The following is a 16754-nucleotide window of genomic DNA, read 5'->3' as shown; positions in this document are numbered from 1 at the left end:
CGTTCAGGCCCCGGCTAAGCGGCTCTCCAGCGCCGCGGGCGCGTAGCCGTGGGCATGCCCCAGCGCGTTGGCGTGGAAGGAGTCCGTGGTGGGGGAGACCAGTGGGTTGACCCAGCGCGGCGAGCCGCAGATGCCGTGCCCGGCGAACCGGTCCCGCACGTCCACGTACCGCACCCCGGCGGCCTTGGCCCGCGCCGCGGTGGTGTCCGCGAGCAGGTCCGCGCCCGCGTTGAGCGCCGCGCGTTTGGCCGCGCTCAGCCCGCCGGAGCAGGACTTCGCCTCGAACAGCCGCGGGTAGCCGAGCACGAGCACCCTGGCGTTGGGGGCTTTCGCGCGGATGGCCGCGTAGGTGCGGTCCAGGCGGGCCGGCAGCTCGTCCCGGACGAAGGCGGCGGCCCGGTCCGCCCTGCGCTTGCAGGCGGAGTCTCCACTGAGGACACAGGTGGTCATGACGTCGGTGAAGCCGAGGTCGTTGCCGCCCACCGTGAGCGTCACCAGCGCGGTGCTCGCCCCGAGTGTGCCCAGCTGCCGCTCCACCACGTCCACAGTGGACGCTCCGGAGCAGGCGGGGAAGTGGAAAGCGCTGGGCGGTAAGGACTTCGCTATCAGGTGTGGATAGGCGTTGCGACTTCGCCTGCACGCGCCGCTGCCGCGTTCGTAGGCGCCGGCGCCCACCCCGGAGGCGTAGGAGTCGCCCAGCGCCACGTACTCGCCGCCACCGGAGGCGAAGGCGGGCAGTTGGCCGGAGAGCAGGGCGGTCAGGGCGAGCAGACAGGGGAGCAGGGCACGCATGGGGACTCCTGGGGGCGGAAGGGATGTGCCATTCCGGAGTACCACCCTGGCCTGCCCGATCGCGAGCCACGCGGGCCCACTTGACCCCTTTGTGTACAACGAAAGCCCCTGTGGACAAGTGTCGCGACACTTATCCACAGGGGTCGTCAGCGGAGTGGGATCAGGCCGGTTGCTCCTGGTCGAGGTCGGTGCCGATGAGGGCGGCCACCGCTGCCAGGGCCGCCTCGGCGCCCTCGCCCTCGGCGGCGAGCACCACCTCGTCACCGTGCATGGCGCCCAGGGTCATCAACCCCAGGACACTGGCCGCGGCCACCGGCTCGCCACCCTCCTTGCGGATGGTGACCGGCACCGGCTGCTCCGCCGCGGTCTTGGCCAGCACGGCGGCCGGCCGTGCGTGCAGACCGACTCGGCTGGCCACCGTGACCCGCAGTTCCGGCATGTCCTACTCCTCCTTGGTAGTGCCCGCTCAGCCCTTGGTGGACCGGGCGGCCTTCTTGTCCTCTGCGGCCTTCTTGTCCTCTGCGGCGTCGGCGGCCGCACTCGGGTCGATCGCCGTGGTGTCGTCCTCGCGACCGGGGGTCGCCAGGTTCCACTTCGTGATCACGAACCGGAACAGGAAGTAGTACACCGCGGCGAAGGCCAGGCCGATCGGGATGAGCAACAACGGCTTCTGCGCGATGCCGAAGTTGAGCACGTAGTCGATCGCACCCGCCGAGAACGAGAAGCCGTGGTGGATGTCCAGCGCGTTCACCAGTGCCAGGGACACACCGGTCAGGATGGCGTGGATGATGTACAACGGCCACGCGACGAACATGAACGCGAACTCCAGCGGCTCGGTGACGCCGGTGAGGAACGCGGTCAGCGCCGCGGAGAGCATGATGCCGCCGACCAGCTTGCGCTGCGCCGGCTTGGCGGTGTGCCAGATGGCCAGCGCCGCGGCGGGCAGGGCGAACATCATGATCGGGAAGAACCCGGTGAGGAAGGTGCCCGCGCTGGGGTCGCCTGCCAGGAACCGGTTGTAGTCACCGTGCACGACCTTGCCGGTGGCGTCGGTGAAGTCGCCGAAGACCTGCCACACGGTGGTGTTGACGATGTGGTGCAGGCCCAGCGGCAGCAGGAACCGGTTCAGCACGCCGAAGGCGCCGCCGCCGATGACCACGTTCGCGGTGATCGCCTCGCCGACCTGCTTCAGGCCCCAGTCGAAGGCCGGATAGACCAGTGCCAGCGGTACCGCCACGATCGCGATGACGATCGAGACCAGGATCGGCACGAACCGGCGGCCACCGAAGAAGGCCAGGTAGGGAGGCAGTTTGATGCGGTGGTAGCGCTGCCAGAGCAACGCGCTGATGATGCCGACGAGGATGCCGCCGAGCACCTTGTAGTCGACTAGTTGCTGCTTGGCGCCTTCGGCGGCTTTCTCCAGCACGATCGGCGAGAGCGCCTTGAACACGCCCTGCATCACCAGGTAGCCGACCACCGCGGACAGCGCGGTGGAGCCGTCGGACTTGCGGGCGAACCCGATGGCCACGCCCACCGCGAACAGCAGCGGCAACCCGTCCAGGATCGCGCCACCCGCCGCGGCGATCACGGCCGCCGCGTCCTGGAACCACGTGAACGAGCCGAGCATGTCCTTGTCGCCCAAGCGGGCGAGCAGACCAGCCGCGGGTAGCACCGCGATGGGCAGCATCAGGCTGCGGCCCAGCTTCTGCAGTGTCGCCAGGCCCTTCACTTCGCGACCGCCGGTCGCCGGAGTGGCGCTCATGACCGCTCCTCGCTCATCGGGTACCTCCCGGGTCGGGGTGGGAGCCGGAACCGGGCAGGTTCCGGTCGAGCTGCATGGTCACCTGGTAAAGATCGCCCCGGTACCACGAGGTCATGTCCTCCACCGGCCGCCCACCGCAGGTGGAGACGCGGCGGAAGACCAGCACGGGACTGCCGGGACGGATCCCGAGCAGCCGTGCGGTGGCGGGATCGGCGCCGTCGGCCAGGACCGTCTGGCGGCCGTGGTCCAACTGCACCCGATAGGTCTCGGCCAGCAGGCCGTACAGCGAGCGGGACAGGTCCTGCTGCAGGAGTCCGGGCACCTCGCGCGGGTTGTACCAGCCGCGTTCGACCGCCATCGGCGTGCCGTTGGCCGTACGCAGCCGGAACAGCCAGTAGGCGGGCTCGTGCGGACGCAGGCCCAGCGCCGCCGCGGTGTTCTCCGGGGGAACCACCTCGGCGTAGTCGAGTACCTCCGTCGCCGGTTCCATGCCCCGGCGCCGCATGTCCTCGGTGAAGGAGGCCAGGTGCAGCTGTGCCTCCACCCGCGGACGCGCGGTGAACGTGCCCTTGCCGCGGACCCGGCTGAGCAGGCCCTCGGTGACGAGCTGGCCGACCGCTTCGCGCACGGTCAGCCGGGAGACCCCATAGTGCGTGGCGAGATCCCGTTCCGAGGGCACCGGGGAGCCGGGGGGCAGGTGCTCCTCGGCGAGTCGGCGCAGGATCTCGCGCAGCTGCGCGTGCTTGGGGGTCGGCCCCTCCACCAGGCGTGCCGCCGGTCCGAGGAACGGGTCCTCGATGTTGCTCTCCCCGGCCACGCACACCTCCTTGTCGCTGTCCGGTCCTTCTCGTGGACCACCGTCTCGCCCCACCGCCCGTGGATTGGTACGGTCCGGTCTAAACCAGTTAGTGCGGGAGGATGCTCCGCGACCGCGACGGGTGTCAACGGCCGTTATGGCTTCGTGTCGCCTTGGTGGCAGCATCCGCACACCGCGGATCGAGCAGGACAGTCAGAGGAGGTCACGGTGGCGGACAAGGCGGCGGCGATTCTCGCCGGACTCGGCGGAGCGGAGAACATCGAGGACATCGAGGCGTGCATCACCCGCCTGCGGTGCGAGGTGGTCGACGGCGGGAAGGTCGACCAGGCGGCGCTCAAGGCTGCGGGGGCGCACGGAGTGATGCAGCAGGGCACCGTGGTGCAGGTCGTGGTGGGTCCGGAAGCGGACAACCTCGCCGACGACATCCAGGACCTGATGTGACCCTGTCGATCCTCTCCCCGGTGACGGGCACCGTGGTGCCCATGAGCGAGGTCCCCGACCCGGTCTTCGCTCAGGCCATGGTCGGCCCCGGCCTCGCGGTCGACCCGGCCCGCGAGGCAGGCGAGGCGGTGGCCCCGATCGACGGCACGGTGGTGACCCTGCACCCGCACGCCTTCGTCGTGGCCACCGACAACGGCATCGCGGTCCTGGTCCACCTGGGCATCGACACGGTGAAGCTCAAGGGCGAGGGCTTCACCCAGCACGTGGTCAAGGGCGAGAAGGTCCGCGCCGGCCAGCCCATGATCACCTGGAACCCGGCGGACATCGAGACCACCGGCTACTCCCCGGTCTGCCCGGTGGTCGCACTGGACGCCCCAGCGGACAAGCTCACCGACCTGCGCGAACCAGGCCCGGTCACCGCGGGCGACCCGCTGTTCACCTGGAACTGAACACGACGGCCGCTCTCGGCGAAACTCCACCCGAGAGCGGCCTTTTGTCTTTCGGCCACTCATTCCAGGTCGGCTGCTTTCTCGCGCCAGGTGTCGCCGCTGATTTTCAGCGTTCAGCGGTTTCCAGCTTTGCGCTGCCAGCCATTGACTGCTCGCCGCGATGCGACGCCTAACGCGGTGGAGCCGCTGTCTCACCTTGCCGTCGCAGACCTTTCGCCTTTCTTGCGGCCTCCGTCGCCGAGCCGTGCGGCCACCACCTTCCGGATATCGAACTACCGAACTGCCACTTCTGTCATTGGTCACCAACTCCCGCCTGCTTGCCTCCCGGTCCTGTGTCCGGTCCAGTCCCGCCGCGTTTCTGCTCGCTCTGCCTCGCCCGGCCACTTCGCACCGACCGGCTTCGTCTGCCATCCCGTCTAGTTCGCTTCACCCGACTCGGTTCCTTCCCTCGGCGAACTCCCCAGCCTTGCTTCGGCCTTTCATCCCCGTCCGCCGCATCGCTCGCCGACTCGCCTTGCTCTGCCGCAACTCGCCCCACCTGTCGCGAGGCCAAGGCCGCCGCAGCACAGTCGTTTCCCGCTCACTTCCTTCGCACGCTCACTTCGTTCCGTCTGGCCGCTTTGTGTGCCACCGGCCGCCTGTTCCCGCTCCCCGGCCTACCGTCTCCTGCCCAGCCGTTTCCCGTGCCGTCATCTCCCTCCCGCTACCTCCCGTCCCACCGCTTCTCCCAGCTGCTTCCCTGTCTACCGCCTCCCAACCCGCCACGTCCTGCCCCGCCTTGCACCGCCGCATTGCCCCCGCCTCCATCCCGCCGGCCCGCGCCCCCGGCCCACATCCCCCGGGCCCACATCCCGCCGAACCGCGTCCGGCCGCGCCGCGTCCCGCCAAGTTCCGCCCCGTCCCGCCCCGCCGCGCCCCACCCCGTCCCGCCCCGCCGCGTCCCGCCTCGCCCGGTCCGGCCGCACCCTGCCTCGCCGAGTCCCGCCCGGCTCCGTCCCGTCCAGCCGCCTCCACCCCCGCCTCACCATCTCCGCCAATTCCCTCCTAATCCCCGCCCGCGCGCGAGGGGGACCCCCCATTTCCACAATATCGACCAGCCCGGAAGGTTCCGCAAATCGCTCATCCACAGGCCGCCAGTTATCCACAGCCTCGTGAATGTTCGCTAATGGCGAACCCCGACGCCTGATTCCGCAGATACCCACTTTCGAGTGACGGCTTGTGGTCGGAACCCTCCGCTGAATATGGCAGCATCAATGCCATGCCCCACCTCCTCCCCGCATTCATCACAATCATTCTCGGCGCGCTCCTCGGCCTCCTCGCCGGAACATCCACCCATGCCCTGCTCCGCCGAACCCCACGTGGCACCGCCATCCCGCCGCCCTGGCTCGTGCCCGCCACCGCCGTACTGACCGCGATCCCCGCCGGCTTGGCCGGGGCCGGCCTGCTCTCCTGGGCCTGGTTGCCGGTCCCGGTCGCGCTCGCCTGGGTCGCGGTGCCACTGACGGCCGTGGACCTGCGACATCGGCGGCTGCCGGATGTCCTCACCCTCACCGCGGTGCCGGTGTTCGCGGTGCTGGTCACGCTGGCCGCGGTATTGGGCCCGGATGGTGGGATGGCGGTACGCGCCGCGCTGGGCGGCGCCTTGTTCTTCCTCACACACCTGGTCGTGCATCTGTTCAGTCCCGGCTCGCTCGGGGCCGGGGATGTGAAGCTCTCCGCCAGTCTCGGTGCGGTGGCGGCCGCGGTGTCGTGGCCTGCGCTGATCGTGGTCGCGGCGGTGGCTGGGACGGTGACCGCGGTCGCTGATCTTGTTCGGCGGCTACGCGTGCGGGCGCCGCCCGCGCCGGCCGGGGTGCCGCACGGGCCCGGACTGCTGGCCGCGACCTGGCTGGTCACGGTGCTGGCGGGGCAGGGCGGAGTCCTCGGCTAACCGGCTGACATGGCAGGATCGACCCGTGTTGCGCTGGATCACCGCTGGAGAGTCGCACGGACCGGCCTTGGTCGCCGTGTTGGAAGGTCTGCCCGCCGGGGTGGAAGTCACCACGGGAGAGCTGGCCATCCAGCTCGCCCGGCGGAGACTCGGCCACGGTCGAGGGGCCCGGATGAAATTCGAGGCCGATGAGGTCGAGTTCCTCGGTGGTGTCCGGCACGGGCGCAGCCAGGGTGGGCCGGTCGCGGTCCGCGTGGGCAACTCGGAGTGGCCCCGCTGGGACAAGGTCATGTCCGCCGATCCGGTTGATCCGGAAGAGCTGGCCAACCTTGGTCGCAACGCGCCGCTGACCAGGCCGCGGCCCGGTCACGCCGATCTGCCCGGGATGCTCAAGTACGGCTTCGACGACGCGCGTCCGGTGCTGGAACGCGCCAGCGCCCGGGAGACCGCGGCCCGCACCGCGCTGGGCACGGTGGCCAAGGCGTTCCTGAAGCAGACCCTCGGCGCCGAGGTGCTCAGCCACGTCATCTCCATCGGCACCGTCGCCGCCCCGGCCGGGGTGCTGCCCCAGCCCGCCGACCTGGACGCGGTGGACGCCAGCCCGGTGCGGGCGTTCGACCCGGCGGCGAGCGAGGCGATGGTCGCCGAGGTCGACGCGGCGAAGAAGGACGGCGACACCCTCGGCGGTGTGGTCGAGGTACTGGCCTACGGGCTGCCGCCGGGGCTCGGCTCGCACGTGCACTGGGACCGGCGGCTGGACTCCCGGCTGGCCGGGGCGCTGATGGGCATCCAGGCCATCAAGGGCGTCGAGGTCGGCGACGGGTTCGAGACCGCCCGGCGGCGCGGCAGCCAGGCGCACGACGAGATCGAACCGGGTGGCGGACCGAGCGGAGTGCACCGCAGGTCCAACCGAGCAGGCGGACTGGAAGGAGGCATCACCAACGGCGAGATTCTGCGCGTGCGCGCCGCGATGAAGCCGATCTCCACCGTGCCCAGGGCGCTGGACACCATCGACACGGCGACCGGTGAGCCCGCGGTGGCCATCAGCCAGCGTTCCGACGTGTGCGCGGTGCCCGCGGCCGGTGTGGTCGCCGAGGCGATGGTCGCGCTGGTGCTGGCCGACGCGGTGCTGGAGAAGTTCGGCGGCGACTCGGTCGAGGAGACCCGGCGCAACGTCGAGGCCTACCTCAAGGCGCTGGAGCACCGCCGGTGAGCCCGCGAGCGGTGGTCGTCGGACCGCCTGGATCCGGCAAGACCACGGTCGGTCAGCTCTTGGCGCAGCGGCTCGGGCTGGTCTTCCGGGACACCGACGTCATGGTGGAGCAGACCGCGGGCAAGGCGGTCTCGGAGATCTTCACCACCGACGGCGAACCCGTGTTCCGGCGGCTGGAGGAACAGGCCATCGCCGACGCGCTCGCCGAACATGACGGCGTGCTGTCCCTGGGCGGCGGCGCGGTGCTCTCCGAACGCACCCGCGCGCGGCTGACCGAGCAGACCGTGGTGTTCCTCAACGTCGGCATGGCCGAAGGCGTGCGGCGCACCGGGCTGTCCACGGCGCGGCCGTTGCTGGCGGGGGTGAATCCCCGGGCCACGTTCAAGGCGTTGCTGGACGCGCGGCTCCCGCTGTACCGGGAGGTCGCCACGGTGGAGGTGGTCACCGACTCGCGGACCCCGGAGGAGGTCGTCGACGCGGTGATCGCCGGACTGGACGCGGCACCCGCGGCGCCCGGGACAACCGCGGCGGCACCGCCGGAGGGCAATGGTGGGCGGCAGGCGCGGATCGAGGAAGGAACACGATGACCGAGCCGGTGCGGATCCGGGTTGCCAGTGACTCGCCCTACGACGTGATCGTCGGGCGGGGACTGCTGGGCGAGCTGGTGGAGACGCTGCGGGGAGTCGGCAAGGCGGCCATCGTGCACCAGCCGACACTCGCCGAGACCGCCGAGACGGTGCGAGCCGAACTGGCCGCGGCGGGGGTCGACGCGCACCGCGTGGAGGTGCCCGACGCCGAGGACGGCAAGGCACTGGGCGTGGCCGCGTTCTGCTGGGAGGTCTTCGGCAAGATCGGGCTGGACCGGACCGGCGTCGTCATCGGGCTCGGCGGCGGGGCGGTGACCGACCTGGCCGGGTTCGTCGCGGGCACCTGGATGCGCGGGGTGCGGGTGGTGCACGTGCCCACCACGCTGCTCGGCATGGTCGACGCGGCGGTCGGGGGCAAGGCCGGGATCAACACCGACGCGGGCAAGAACCTGGTCGGGGTCTTCCACGAGCCCAGTGCGGTGCTGGTCGACCTGGCCACGCTGGAGGGGCTGCCGCGCAACGAGCTGGTCGCCGGGATGGCCGAGGTGGTCAAGGGCGGGTTCATCGCCGACCCGGTGATCCTCGACCTGATCGAGGCCGACCCGCAGGCCGCGCTGGACCCGACAGGGGAGGTGCTGGCCGAACTGGTGCGGCGCAAGATCCAGGTCAAGGCGGACGTGGTCTCGGCCGACCTCAAGGAGTCCTCGCTGCGGGAGGTGCTCAACTACGGGCACACCCTGGCGCACGCCATCGAGCGGCGTGAGCGCTACCGGTGGCGGCACGGGGCCGCGGTCAGCGTCGGGCTGGTGTACGCCGCCGAGCTCGCCCGCGCCGCCGGACGGCTCGACGACGCCACCGTGGAACGGCACCGCAGCGTGCTCCAGTCCCTCGGGTTGCCGGTGAGCTACGACGCCGACGCCTTCCCGCAGCTGATGGAGGGCATGCGCTCGGACAAGAAGAACCGGGCCGGGGTGCTGCGGTTCGTGGTGCTCGACGGGCTGGCCAAACCCGGCAAGCTGGAAGGCCCCGACCCGAGCCTGCTCGCGGGGGCCTACTCGGCCATCGCCAAGGACGACAGCGCGGGCGGGGGAGTGCTGCTGTGAACGTGCTCGTGCTCAACGGCCCCAACCTCGGCAGGCTCGGCACCCGCGAACCCGTCATCTACGGCAGCACCACCCACGACGACCTCATCGCCCTGTGCCAGCGCACCGGGGCCGAGCTGGGCATCGAGGTCGAAGTGCGGCAGACCGACCACGAAGGCCAGATGCTCGAGTGGCTGCACGAGGCCGCCGACGCGCAGCGGCCCGTGGTGCTCAACGCCGGGGCGTGGACGCACTACTCGATCGCGGTGCGGGACGCCTGCGCCGCGCTTACCGCGCCACTGGTCGAGGTGCACATCTCCAATGTGCACAAGCGGGAGCGGTTCCGGCACCACAGCTACATCTCCGAGCTCGCCGCGGGGGTGATCGTCGGACTGGGAGTGGACGGCTACGCGCTGGCGTTGCGGTGGCTGGCCGGAAACGCATGAGCTTGCCGGTCCTGCGCACCGACCGCCTCGTGCTCCGGCCGTTGCGCGCCGAGCATGAGGAACCCCTGATCACCGCCTTCGCTGACGAAGGACGGGACGGCTCGCCCTACACCTCGGTCGAGCTGGCCGATCCGGGCGCGCTGCGGGCGCTGCTGACCACCAACCTGGCCGAGGAACGCGCCGAGGGGCTCGGGCACTGCGTGTTCGAGGTGGACGGGGTGGTCGCCGGGTTCGGGCGGCTGGCCGGGTTCCGGCAGTTCCCGCCGCCGTTCGTCTCCATCGGCTGGGCGCTGGGCGGGGGCTACCGCGGCAAGGGGCTGGCCACCGAGGCGGTGCGGGAGCTGGTCCGGCACGCGCACGAGACCGTGGGCGTGCCCGCGGTGTGGGCGCTGATCCACCCGGACAACCTGCCCAGCAAACGGCTCGCCGAGCGGGCCGGGTTCGTCTTCGTCGGCTGGCGGGAGAAGCTCGGCCACCAGGTGGAGGCGCACGTGGCCCTGCGCCCGGGCGCCCGCTGGCCAGTGGGAGACGCCGGCTGGCCGGCCGGGAGTGACCGCTGACCAGGGGCGAGGGCGGCCCGTGACTGGAGGTGACCGATGACCGCGGCGGTGTTGCGGACCCGGCGGCTGGTGCTGCGGCCGCTGGAACTCGCCGACGCGCCCCGGCTCGCCGAGGTCTTCGCCGACCCCGACGCCTCCCGCTGGCTCGGACGGGACCTGTCCCAGCCGGGGGCGGTGCGGGAGTGGGCGCTGGAGCGGACCGCCGCCGACTACCCCGAGGGCATGGGGTACTGGACGTTCTGGCTGGATGAAACGGTCATCGGCTACGGGCACCTGCGGCCCTCGCACGAGCTGCCCGCGCCGCTGGTGGAGACCGGCTGGTCCATCGGGTCCGCCCACTGGGGAAGCGGACTGGCCGGGAGGCGGCGCGGGCGCTGCTGGAGCTCGGGTTCGGGGAGCTGGGGCTGCCCGCGGTGTGGGCGCTGGTGCGGCCGGAGAACGAGCCGAGCCTGCGGCTGGCCGGGCGGCTGGGCTTCCTCGAGGTCGCCACCGGGCGGCACTACGGGGCCGAGCACCGGGTGATGGTGCGGCTGGGGCAGGTCACACCGAGGATGGGCGCGCTGCCCAGACGCTGACCGGCGACGGGGGGCCGACCCGCGGACTGGGCCGGGCGCGGCGGGGCTGTGGTTGGGCTGGAGCAGGCGGGCTGGGACATGCGGGCAGGGTCAGACGGGCTGGGGCAGACCGGCTGGGGCAGACCGGCTGGGTCAGGTCGCTGGGTGGCTGGGGCGGCGGCCCAGGACGGTGCCCAGCAGGGCTGGGGCCGCGATGAGCAGGGCGGTGAAGGCCGCGCCGCCGGTCATCGCGGTGCCCAGGGACTCCAGGCCGGTGGCGTCCAGCAGGGTGGACTGGGCCAGCACGCCCAGCAAACCGGCGATGGGGCCGGCCAGCAGGCCGGTGTAGAACCAGGTCATCGCGCAGGCTGGGCGGCGGCGGCCGTCGACCGTGCCCCAGGCCAGGGTCAGGGCCACCAGGAAACTCAGGGTGAGGATCTGGGCGAGGGTGGTGGCCGGGGGGTTGTGGATCCGGATGGCGGCCACCGCGGTCTGCGCGGCGGCGTGCAGCAGCGCCAGCACCAGTGCCCGCCACACCCAGGTCCGCATGAGGGCGCACAGTATCGCGCGGGCACCGTAGGCTCCACTCATGCCCGAGTCGCACGCCCGTCGCCGTGCCGCGCTGCGCACTGAACTGCGCGCCCGGCAGCTGGACGCCATGCTGGTCACCAACCTGCTCAACGTCCGCTACCTCACCGGCTTCACCGGCTCCAACGCCGCCCTGCTCGTCGCCGCGGCCGACGACCCCGCCGAGGAGCGCGGCAGCCTGTTCTGCACCGACGGGCGCTACCTCACCCAGTCCGCGGCCCAGGTCCCCGACCTGGAACGGCGCATCGACCGGCCCTGTGACGTGGCGCTGCTGGCCGCCTTCGGGGCCGGGCGGGTCGGGTTCGAGAGCCACCACGTCACCGTGGACGGCTACGACACCCTCGCCGCGGCGGCCGGGAAGATCGAGCTGACCAGGGCGCCCAAGCTGGTGGAGAAGCTGCGGCTGGTCAAGGACGAGGACGAGGTCGAGGCGCTGCGGATGGCCTGCGCGGCCGCCGACCGGGCCCTGGCCGACCTGATCTCCCACGGCGGGCTCCGGCCCGGCCGCACTGAGAAGGAGGTCGGGCGGGAGCTGGAGGACCGGATGGTCGAACACGGCGCGGCCGGACCCTCCTTCGAGACCATCGTGGCCGCCGGGGCCAACTCCGCGGTCCCGCACCACCGGCCCACCGACACCGTGCTGGAATCCGGTGACCTGGTCAAACTCGACTTCGGCGCGCGGTTCGGCGGCTACCACTCCGACATGACCCGCACCCTCGTCCTCGGCCGCGCCGCCGACTGGCAGCGGGAGCTCTACGAGCTGGTCGCGGCCGCGCAGGCGGCCGGGCGGGCCGCGCTGGCCCCCGGTGTGGAGGTCGCCGCGGTGGACGCCGCCGCGCGCGAGGTCATCGAGGCCGCTGGGCACGGCGAGCGGTTCCTGCACGGCCTCGGCCACGGCGTCGGACTCGAGATCCACGAGGCTCCGAGCCTGTCCAAGCTGGGCGTAGGTACACTGACCGCCGGCATGGCGGTCACCGTCGAACCTGGCGTGTACCTGTCCGGTCGGGGCGGCGTCCGCATCGAGGACACGCTCGTGGTGCGCGAGGGCGCGCCCGAGCTGCTCACCCTGACCACTAAGGATCTTGTGGTCGTCTAGCCGCACGAACCTCGTTCACGACAACAGGAGATCCCCTTACCGTGGCCACGACCAACGACCTCAAAAACGGGCTGGTTCTGAAGATCGAAAACCAGCTCTGGACGGTCGTCGAGTTCCAGCACGTCAAGCCGGGCAAGGGCCCCGCGTTCGTGCGGACCAAGCTCAAGCACGTGCTCTCCGGCAAGGTGGTGGACAAGACCTTCAACGCGGGCGTGAAGGTCGACACCGCCACCGTCGACCGTCGCGAGATGACCTACCTCTACCGCGAGGGCAGCGAGTTCGTGTTCATGGACCTGGACACCTACGACCAGATCCCGGTCAGCGAAGCCGTCGTCGGCGACGCCGCGAAGTACCTGCTGGAGAACTCCAACGCGATGGTCGCCTCGCACGAGGGCGCCCCGCTGTACGTGGAGCTCTCCGCCTCGGTCGAGCTGGTCATCCAGCACACCGACCCCGGCCTGCAGGGCGACCGCTCCACCGGCGGCACCAAGCCGGCCACCCTGGAGACCGGCGCGGAGATCCAGGTCCCGCTGTTCGTCTCCACCGGCGAGAAGGTCAAGGTGGACACCAGGGACGGGCGCTACCTCGGACGCGTCAACTCCTGATGGGCGCCAGGAGCAAAGCCCGCAAGCGCGCGGTGGACGTCCTGTTCGAGGCCGACCAGCGCGGCCTCGACCCGGTCACGCTGCTCTCCGGCCGGGTCGGCTCGCCGGACGTGCCGCCGGTCAACGACTACACCGTCACCCTGGTGGAAGGCGTCACCAGCCACCGTGACCGCATCGACGAGCTGATCATCGAGCACTCCGAGGGCTGGAGCCTGTCCCGGATGCCCGCGGTCGACCGGGCGGTGCTGCGACTGGGCCTGTTCGAGCTGCTGTGGGCCACCGACGTGCCCGACGCGGTCGCCATCGACGAGGCGATCGAACTGGCCAAGGCGCTCTCCACCGACGACTCCCCGCGGTTCGTCAACGGCGTGCTCGGCCGGATCGCCGGCATCGCCGACCACCTGCGCGCCGCCAACAACGGCTGAGGCGGCACCAGAGCCAACCCGCCGCAGGGGCGTCCCGGACCGGGGCGCCCCTGCGGCGCGTCCGACCCCAGGGGGACAGGCGGCGATGGACTTCTCCCGGCCACTCGGGCCAGGACTGCTCGCCCGGCAGCACTGCCAACCGGGCGAACGGCTGCTCTGGGCCGTCCGCGGCCAGGTCTTCTACTACGACGTCGACGGCCTCGACCCACTCGGCCAGCCACGCAAGAACGCCCTGGTCCGAGGCGTCGGCGCGGTCGGCAGGGGCGTGGGCGGGTTCGTGCTCACCGGGATCGGCGAGGTGCTGCTCGGCGGCGGCAACGACAGCAGCAGCGACAAGCCACCGGAAGCCGACCACCTGATCTTCGGGCCCCGGCCCGGCTGCCTGGCCGAAGCCACCGTCGCGCGGCTCGGCGTGGCGCCGGGGAAGAGGGTGGGCAGGCTGTGGATGCTGACCAGCACCCGGCTCGCCGTGCTCGGCCCCCGCCCCGCACCCGAACCGCCGCCGGAACCCGGGCCCGCCCCGCAGACCCGCTCACTGCTGGGCAAGGCCACCGGCTTCGGCAAGGGACTGCTCGACGTCGGCCGGGACATCGCCAAGATTGTCGCCGACACCCGCCGAACTTATGGGTCTCACGTGGAAGGCGAACCTGTGCCCGTGCCCGACCTCGTCCCGCTCGCCGAGATCCCCCGCCAGCGGATTGCCGCGGTGCACGCGGTGGACCGCAAGCGCGAACCCTGCCTGCGAGTGTCCCTTGTGGACGGTTCCGGCGTCGACTTCCGGCTGGCCGACCCCGAGCTCGCCGCCCGCGTGGTCGAGCTGACGAACGGGGCGCGATGACCAAGCCACTGGACCCCGAGGACAAGATCGTCGAGGCGGAGCTCACCCAGTTCTGGATCCGGCCGGGGGAGCGGCTGCTGCTGGGCTGCCCACCGGTGCGCGGCTACGTCTGCGCCTGGCTCGCCGGGCAGACCCGCCTGCCGCACGAACCGATCTCCGCGATGCCGGAACTGGACCTCGGCCGCCACCGCTGGCCGCTGCCCGCGAAGATCACCGCCACCAGCCCCGCGCCCGCCGAGGACTGGGCCGAGGACCCCACCATCGGCTACTGGGCCGCCGCCACCGACCCGGCCGCCGACGCGATCCGGCTGGCCGACCACCTCGCGCACAGCCGGGGCGAAGCCCGCCTGGTCCTCACCGACCAGCGGGTCGCGGTCGTCTACCCGACCAAGTTGTTCCAGCCCAAGAACCCGGCCACGGTGTTCACCACCGGCCTGGACCTGCCCGCGGGGCGGATCGCCGGGGTGCGCGCGCCGTTCGCCGGCCGGGGAGTGCCGATGCCGAGGGTCCTGGAGATCACCTTCGCCGAGGGCTCGGTGCTCCAGCTACGTCTGCCGCAGGCCGCGGCGCGGGTCCAGCGTGCACTGGCGCGCGGGGCGGCCTGAGGCGGTGACGGGGTGGGTGGTGCGGACTCGACACTTGCGTAGTCGCGGACGGCCCCGTGTACGGTGACTGTCTGTACGGGGACGCGTACAAGGGGGCAGATCGTGCACGAGGGGAACGGGACCGGGGCACCAGTGTGTCTCTGGCAGCCGACGGCGGAGCCGGACTTCAAGGTCAACAAGGACAATGCCCGCAGATCGCCAGGGTCGTCCAAGACGAGGCCAAGTGGTCGGCCAGGGAACTCGACGCATACGCGCGACATGCGAACTGACCCTGTGCGACATGACCCGGTCAGCAAGGTGCTGGACGAGACGCCGGTCGTAGCCTCCGACTCCTACGTCAACCGCGCGAAGGGCTACCTGGGGGAGCTGGGCGTTCGCCGAGACTGACACCACGCCGCGGACGGTGGTTGGTGAGCTCGGCGGGGAATGGAACTCGCTTGGGAGGGGAGACCGCATGCCCAGTGCCGACCGAAGAGCCCGAGCCGAACATCGTGACGCGCTGATCGTCGTGGTGATCGCCGAGATCCTGTTCGCGACTGGCCTGGTCGTCTGGTCCATCAGTCCGATCGCGGCCAGTGAAGCGCCGTTCGGTCCGGCCGGTTCACGATTGATCGTCGTGGCGGTGATGGTGGCGCTGGCCGCGGGGGCGGTGCTCACGGGTCTGTCGGCGCGGACATCCAGGCGGACGCGGATCGCCACCGTGGTGCTGCTGTGGTTGACGGCTATCGCCGCATGGGGGTTGGCGATTGCCTCCCAGCTCACCGGTGCAGGTCTGTCATATCTCCTGTTCGGTGGTGCGTTCATCATGCTCCCGCTCCTGCGCGCAGCCCACCGGGTAGTCGGCGCCCCGCCCGCTTCGCACGACTCCACCGGAAGGAAACGGCCATGAGCGATGAGCTGCTTTCGAAACTCGCGCAGCTCCAGCACCAGACCGCGGCGATGCAGGCGCTGCTGCGTGACGCCGAGGTAGCCATGCCTCGCCAGGCGGAGGGCTCCGACACCAGCGGGACGGTCCAGGTCACGGTGGGACCAGACGGCCTGCCTGCCTCCTTCCGTGTGCACAACGACTGGGCACGCCGACTCCGGGCGGAAGCCTTCGGGGCGGCGCTGCTGGAGGCGTTCCAGGCAGCGATCAGGCAGCGGATGACTACCTGGTCGGAGACGTTGGCCACGGACGGCTGGAAGAACCAGCTCGATCAACTGAAAGCGGCACCGGGTACAACCGGACGAGTGTCGGCGCCGCCCCCAGCTCACCGGCTCTCCGACTTCGGGTCGCCTCGATCGCTGGACGTGGTTGCCGAAGACGCGCTCAAGACCTTCGACAAGCTCGACTCCTTGGCCTCGGAAACCGACAGTCCTGATGCGACCGGTACCGATCGGTCCGGCAAGCTCGCGCTCGCCCTGTCCCCGGGTGGGCTGGTCTCCTGCACAGCGGACCCGCGCTGGGTAGCCGATCAGACCGCCGCCCGGCTGATGAACGCACTCGGCGAGGCCCTCCAGATGGCCAAAGAAGCGCTGGAGAACTCGCAGCGCAAGTCACGGACGGATCCGATGGCCAGGGTGGACGCCATGCTGGCCGAGACCGTGGCGCTGCTGAACAGCCCAGACCGCCTCCTCGACTGAAGGGCCAACTGGTATGGCACCGCCGACCGCGGACCACATCCGCGCCGCGACCGCGGCACTGCGCAACGAAGCCGGCGTGTGGGACGCGCAGGCTGGCGAATTGGGCAAGATCGCCTCGATGGCAGAGGCCATGCGTCTCAACCGGATACAGGCGGGGGTGTTTCAACTCGTCTTCGACACCTACACCGATGTGATCGACCAGGTGGTCGGCAGGTCGACCGAGGGCGTCGAGCGGATAGGTGAGGTCGCGAACACCCTGCGCCAGGTGGCCAACACCTACGAGCAGGAAGAGGCCGCCAACCTGCACAAGATCAAGGGTCTTTACTGAAGGGGGAGACGTC

At 71.1% G+C, this 16754-nt stretch carries 22 protein-coding genes and 1 pseudogene; 18 read left to right on the top strand and 5 right to left on the bottom strand.

What is annotated here, in order from left to right; genetic code table 11:
* Nucleotides 1-3 precede the first annotated feature (3 nt).
* From M8C13_RS22990 to M8C13_RS22975, 4 genes are all read right to left on the bottom strand, one after another.
* Complete coding sequence (locus M8C13_RS22990) at nucleotides 4-792, bottom strand: SGNH/GDSL hydrolase family protein (protein ID WP_252482738.1); 789 nt, start codon at nucleotides 790-792, stop codon at nucleotides 4-6.
* A gap of 160 nt (nucleotides 793-952) precedes the next feature.
* The gene (locus tag M8C13_RS22985) at nucleotides 953-1231 is read right to left on the bottom strand and encodes an HPr family phosphocarrier protein (protein ID WP_252482737.1); all 279 of its coding nucleotides are present in this window, start codon (nucleotides 1229-1231) and stop codon (nucleotides 953-955) included.
* 27 nt (nucleotides 1232-1258) lie between these two features.
* Nucleotides 1259-2554: a PTS transporter subunit EIIC gene (locus M8C13_RS22980; RefSeq protein WP_252482736.1), complete on the bottom strand. Its 1296-nt coding sequence runs from the start codon at nucleotides 2552-2554 to the stop codon at nucleotides 1259-1261.
* A 13-nt stretch (nucleotides 2555-2567) separates the two neighbouring features.
* Nucleotides 2568-3371, bottom strand: a complete 804-nt coding sequence (locus M8C13_RS22975) for a GntR family transcriptional regulator (protein ID WP_252482735.1) — start codon at nucleotides 3369-3371, stop codon at nucleotides 2568-2570.
* On the opposite strand from M8C13_RS22975, the gene M8C13_RS44655 reads away from it, so the two are divergent.
* The 9 genes and pseudogenes from M8C13_RS44655 (at nucleotide 3252) to M8C13_RS22925 (ending at nucleotide 10654) form a co-directional block, all read left to right on the top strand.
* Complete coding sequence (locus M8C13_RS44655) at nucleotides 3252-3812, top strand: PTS glucose/sucrose transporter subunit IIB (protein WP_308202843.1); 561 nt, start codon at nucleotides 3252-3254, stop codon at nucleotides 3810-3812. The two genes, M8C13_RS22975 and M8C13_RS44655, sit on opposite strands and share 120 nt — an antisense overlap.
* Nucleotides 3809-4261 (top strand): PTS glucose transporter subunit IIA, encoded by a 453-nt coding sequence (locus tag M8C13_RS22965; RefSeq protein ID WP_252482733.1) that lies wholly within the window; start codon nucleotides 3809-3811, stop codon nucleotides 4259-4261. Before M8C13_RS44655 ends, M8C13_RS22965 begins: the two co-directional genes overlap by 4 nt.
* A 1258-nt stretch (nucleotides 4262-5519) precedes the next feature.
* On the top strand, nucleotides 5520-6191 hold the full coding sequence (locus tag M8C13_RS22955) for an A24 family peptidase (protein WP_252482732.1): 672 nt from the start codon (nucleotides 5520-5522) through the stop codon (nucleotides 6189-6191).
* 25 nt (nucleotides 6192-6216) lie between these two features.
* Nucleotides 6217-7404, top strand: coding sequence for a chorismate synthase (gene aroC, locus M8C13_RS22950; RefSeq protein WP_252482731.1), 1188 nt, complete (start codon nucleotides 6217-6219; stop codon nucleotides 7402-7404).
* The gene (locus M8C13_RS22945) at nucleotides 7401-7991 is read left to right on the top strand and encodes a shikimate kinase (protein WP_252482730.1); all 591 of its coding nucleotides are present in this window, start codon (nucleotides 7401-7403) and stop codon (nucleotides 7989-7991) included. Before aroC ends, M8C13_RS22945 begins: the two co-directional genes overlap by 4 nt.
* Entirely contained in the window at nucleotides 7988-9094 is a 1107-nt protein-coding gene (gene aroB, locus M8C13_RS22940) for a 3-dehydroquinate synthase (RefSeq protein WP_252482729.1), read from the top strand. The genes M8C13_RS22945 and aroB overlap by 4 nt, the downstream gene beginning before the upstream one ends.
* Entirely contained in the window at nucleotides 9091-9519 is a 429-nt protein-coding gene (aroQ, locus tag M8C13_RS22935; RefSeq protein ID WP_252482728.1) for a type II 3-dehydroquinate dehydratase, read from the top strand. The genes aroB and aroQ overlap by 4 nt, the downstream gene beginning before the upstream one ends.
* On the top strand, nucleotides 9516-10079 hold the full coding sequence (locus M8C13_RS22930) for a GNAT family N-acetyltransferase (RefSeq protein WP_252482727.1): 564 nt from the start codon (nucleotides 9516-9518) through the stop codon (nucleotides 10077-10079). Before aroQ ends, M8C13_RS22930 begins: the two co-directional genes overlap by 4 nt.
* Before the next feature lie 36 nt (nucleotides 10080-10115).
* Nucleotides 10116-10654, top strand: a pseudogene (locus tag M8C13_RS22925) (GNAT family N-acetyltransferase).
* A gap of 132 nt (nucleotides 10655-10786) precedes the next feature.
* On the opposite strand, the gene M8C13_RS22920 reads toward M8C13_RS22925, so the two are convergent.
* Nucleotides 10787-11182, bottom strand: a complete 396-nt coding sequence (locus M8C13_RS22920) for a hypothetical protein (RefSeq protein WP_252482725.1) — start codon at nucleotides 11180-11182, stop codon at nucleotides 10787-10789.
* 40 nt (nucleotides 11183-11222) lie between these two features.
* On the opposite strand from M8C13_RS22920, the gene M8C13_RS22915 reads away from it, so the two are divergent.
* From M8C13_RS22915 to M8C13_RS22880, 9 genes are all read left to right on the top strand, one after another.
* Nucleotides 11223-12317 (top strand): Xaa-Pro peptidase family protein, encoded by a 1095-nt coding sequence (locus tag M8C13_RS22915; protein WP_252482724.1) that lies wholly within the window; start codon nucleotides 11223-11225, stop codon nucleotides 12315-12317.
* Nucleotides 12318-12358: 41 nt separating this feature from the next.
* Nucleotides 12359-12922, top strand: a complete 564-nt coding sequence (gene efp, locus M8C13_RS22910; protein ID WP_252482723.1) for an elongation factor P — start codon at nucleotides 12359-12361, stop codon at nucleotides 12920-12922.
* On the top strand, nucleotides 12922-13347 hold the full coding sequence (nusB, locus tag M8C13_RS22905; RefSeq protein WP_252482722.1) for a transcription antitermination factor NusB: 426 nt from the start codon (nucleotides 12922-12924) through the stop codon (nucleotides 13345-13347). Before efp ends, nusB begins: the two co-directional genes overlap by 1 nt.
* Nucleotides 13348-13432: 85 nt before the next feature.
* A complete protein-coding gene (locus M8C13_RS22900) occupies nucleotides 13433-14185 on the top strand; it encodes a hypothetical protein (protein WP_252482721.1) in 753 nt (250 codons plus the stop codon).
* Nucleotides 14182-14790: a hypothetical protein gene (locus M8C13_RS22895; protein WP_252482720.1), complete on the top strand. Its 609-nt coding sequence runs from the start codon at nucleotides 14182-14184 to the stop codon at nucleotides 14788-14790. The genes M8C13_RS22900 and M8C13_RS22895 overlap by 4 nt, the downstream gene beginning before the upstream one ends.
* 258 nt (nucleotides 14791-15048) lie before the next feature.
* On the top strand, nucleotides 15049-15177 hold the full coding sequence (locus tag M8C13_RS44650) for a hypothetical protein (RefSeq protein WP_256509532.1): 129 nt from the start codon (nucleotides 15049-15051) through the stop codon (nucleotides 15175-15177).
* 67 nt (nucleotides 15178-15244) lie between these two features.
* Nucleotides 15245-15679 carry a hypothetical protein gene (locus tag M8C13_RS22890; RefSeq protein WP_252482719.1) on the top strand — a complete coding sequence of 145 codons (435 nt, stop codon included), beginning with the start codon at nucleotides 15245-15247 and terminating at the stop codon, nucleotides 15677-15679.
* The gene (locus tag M8C13_RS22885; RefSeq protein WP_252482718.1) at nucleotides 15676-16413 is read left to right on the top strand and encodes a hypothetical protein; all 738 of its coding nucleotides are present in this window, start codon (nucleotides 15676-15678) and stop codon (nucleotides 16411-16413) included. The genes M8C13_RS22890 and M8C13_RS22885 overlap by 4 nt, the downstream gene beginning before the upstream one ends.
* 13 nt (nucleotides 16414-16426) lie before the next feature.
* On the top strand, nucleotides 16427-16741 hold the full coding sequence (locus M8C13_RS22880) for a hypothetical protein (RefSeq protein ID WP_252482717.1): 315 nt from the start codon (nucleotides 16427-16429) through the stop codon (nucleotides 16739-16741).
* Nucleotides 16742-16754 lie beyond the last annotated feature (13 nt).

This window comes from Crossiella sp. SN42 (assembly GCF_023897065.1).
In the GTDB taxonomy this organism is placed as follows: Bacteria; Actinomycetota; Actinomycetes; order Mycobacteriales; family Pseudonocardiaceae; genus Crossiella.
This window is presented reverse-complemented; position numbering and strand designations above follow the sequence as displayed.